Genomic DNA, 3,223 nt, shown 5'->3' with positions numbered 1-3,223 from the left:
CACAGAAGCTTCTTTACCTTGAGTTGCAAATTCTGAATAGTTGGCTACACCTGTTAATACGTGGCCGAACAATACATATAATACAGTACAGATGGCAAGAGAAACAAGGATACCAATTGGCATATCTTTTTTCGGGTTTTTTGCTTCCTGTGCTGCAGTAGATACCGCATCAAAACCAATAAAAGCAAAGAAAACAACACCCGCACCAGCGATAATACCACTTAGTCCGAATTTACCAAAATCGTTAGTGAAGAAATCATAGAAACTCTGCTCACCTTTTTGGAACTTCACTTCACCTAAATTTTCAGGGATGTAAGGCGTGTGGTTTGCAGGGTTCATGTATCCCCAGCCGATAGCGATAAATAGCACTACGATAGCCACTTTAAGGATAACAATGATACCGTTGATGGTAGCAGATTCCTGTGTTCCTCTGATCAATACAAAGGTTAATAAAATTACAATGAATAAAGCCGGTAAGTTGATGATCCCCTGAACACCATCTAAAGAGGTTTGAAAAGGAGAGTGGCAATATTCGTAAGGTATGGAGACCCCGAAGTTTTCAATGAGCTTATTGAGGTATTCTGACCATGCGATGGCCACTGTTGCCGCACCCACGGCATATTCAAGGACTAAATCCCAACCGATTACCCAGGCTACCATTTCTCCCATGGTGGCATAAGAATAAGTATAGGCACTACCCGCGATAGGAATCATGGAAGCAAATTCTGCATAACATAAACCTGCTAAGGCGCAACCCAATGCAGCAAGAATAAATGATAGGGTAACTGCCGGTCCGGAATGCTCTGCTGCTGCAGCAGCTGTTCTAACAAACAGGCCGGCACCAATGATGGCACCAATACCTAAAGCGATGAGGTTACCTACGCCTAATGTGCGCTTAAGGGTTCCTTCACCACTTTCATTAGACTCCGCTATTAAGGAGTCTATTGACTTTTTGAATAACATAGATTGAGGTTTAGTTAAAATTCTTTTATGAATGTTTGATATTTGTAAAAAATCAAAGCCAAACCTAATTAAAAATAATTTAAAAATAAAAGGGATTTCTCTCGAAACCCCCTTTTATTAATAATATTTTGCCTGCTTGATTGTAATATTGTTGCTTACTTTATCTTTTTTCTGTTTGAGTTCCAGTGGAGCCTTTATGTTGGTCTGCAACTGTTGCTGAACCCCTACTGCAATGTGAGGGGCAATAATTAAAGAAACAATAGACATCAACTTGATCAGGATGTTCATGGAAGGACCAGAAGTATCCTTAAAAGGGTCGCCCACGGTATCGCCGGTTACGGAAGCTTTGTGAGGCTCTGAACCTTTATAATGCATGGTGCCATCAATAAGTACGCCTTTTTCAAAAGATTTCTTTGCATTATCCCAGGCACCGCCGGCATTGGATTGAAAGATTCCCATGAGCACACCTGATACTGTTACCCCAGCCAATAAACCACCCAATACTTCTGGCCCGAAGGTGAACCCTACAATTACTGGTACAATTAAGGCGATGGCACCGGGTAACATCATTTCCCTGATGGAGGCTTTGGTGGAGATGGCCACACATTTTTCATATTCAGGTTTGGCCTTATATTCCATAATGCCAGGTATTTCTTTAAACTGCCTTCTTACTTCCTGCACCATGGCCATAGCAGCACGGCCCACAGCAGAAATACAGAGTGAAGAAAAGATAAAAGGAATCATGCCACCCACAAAAAGACCCGCCAGCACATTGGCTTTATAGATGTCAATGGAGGTGATGCCCGAAATTCCGGCAAAAGCGGCAAACAGGGCTAAAGAGGTTAAGGCTGCCGAGGCAATGGCAAATCCTTTACCCGTAGCAGCCGTGGTATTGCCCACCGCATCGAGGTTATCAGTTCTTTCCCGCACTTCTTTAGGCAAGCCACTCATTTCGGCAATACCACCCGCATTATCGGCAATAGGGCCAAAGGCATCTATGGCCAGTTGCATGGCTGTGGTGGCCATCATACCGGCAGCAGCAATGGCTACCCCGTAAAAACCGGCGAAATAATAGGAACCATAAATTCCTGATGCTAACACCAGGATGGGTAAAACCGTAGATTCCATGCCGACAGATAAACCGCCAATGATATTGGTGGCATGACCTGTGGATGATTGTTTGATGATGGACTGCACCGGTCTTTTGCCCATTGCTGTATAATACTCTGTGATGAGGCTCATCAACGTACCCACCACCAGGCCTACTAAAATAGAATAGTACACTGCAATAGAAGTAAATTCAAAACCACGGATAGACATGGTTGCCGGCATCATGACGCGTACGGCAAAGTAAGCCGCTACAGCAGTTAACACAATGGAAAGCCAGTTGCCAATATTTAAAGCGTTTTGTACGCTGTCGGTTTCTTTATTGATTTTAACAAACCAGGATGAGATGATGGAAAAGATTAAACCCAAACCTGCGATAAACATCGGCAGTAAAATAGGGCCCATGCCAGAAAAGTTGTCTTCAGAAGCTATTTCTTGTCCCAGTACCATGGTTGCCAAAATAGTCGCTACATAAGAACCGAATAAATCGGCACCCATACCAGCTACGTCACCTACATTGTCACCTACGTTATCGGCAATGGTTGCAGGGTTACGCACATCATCTTCAGGAATGCCAGCCTCGACTTTACCCACAAGATCGGCACCCACATCGGCGGCTTTGGTATAGATACCTCCGCCCACACGGGCAAAGAGGGCAATGCTTTCTGCACCTAAAGAAAAACCCGCTAACACTTCAATGGTTTTTTTCATTTCCATGCCTGAAGCAGCAGCTCCGGCAGGCACAAAACTGTAATATAAAATAATAAACAGTCCCCCGAGACCAAATATGGCTAGTCCGGCAACGCCGAAGCCCATTACCGTACCTCCGGTGAAAGATACTTTTAAGGCTTTGGCAAGGCTGGTTCGGGCAGCCTGGGTAGTTCTTACATTGGCTTTTGTGGCAATACGCATACCAATGTAGCCTGCAAAGGCAGAACAAACGGCACCAATAAGGAAAGCAATGGCAATAACAGGACTGGAATGAATTGGATTTTCGGCAGTGCCTTTCATCGTTCCCGACCAGGCGAGTAAGGCGCCAGCGATGATGACAAAATAAGTGAGCACGCGCCATTCGGCTTTTAAAAAGGCCATTGCCCCGTCAGCAATGTGGCCCGCTAGTTCTGTCATTGTTTCATCTCCTGCATCCTGCTTG

General features: G+C 44.6%; 2 protein-coding genes. Both read right to left on the bottom strand.

Going from position 1 to position 3,223, the window contains the following annotated elements; all coding sequences use genetic code 11:
* On the bottom strand, positions 1 to 963 hold a 963-nt coding region (locus ACR2F7_RS12155), incomplete at its 3' end, for an amino acid permease (RefSeq protein ID WP_432713829.1).
* Between the two features lie 117 nt (positions 964 to 1,080).
* On the bottom strand, positions 1,081 to 3,223 hold a 2,143-nt coding region (locus tag ACR2F7_RS12150; RefSeq protein WP_432713828.1), incomplete at its 5' end, for a sodium-translocating pyrophosphatase.

Source organism: Pedobacter sp., from assembly GCF_045628745.1.
GTDB lineage: Bacteria > Bacteroidota > Bacteroidia > Sphingobacteriales > Sphingobacteriaceae > Pedobacter.
The sequence above is the reverse complement of the archived record's forward strand: the minus strand, read 5'-3'. Positions and strand labels throughout refer to the sequence as shown.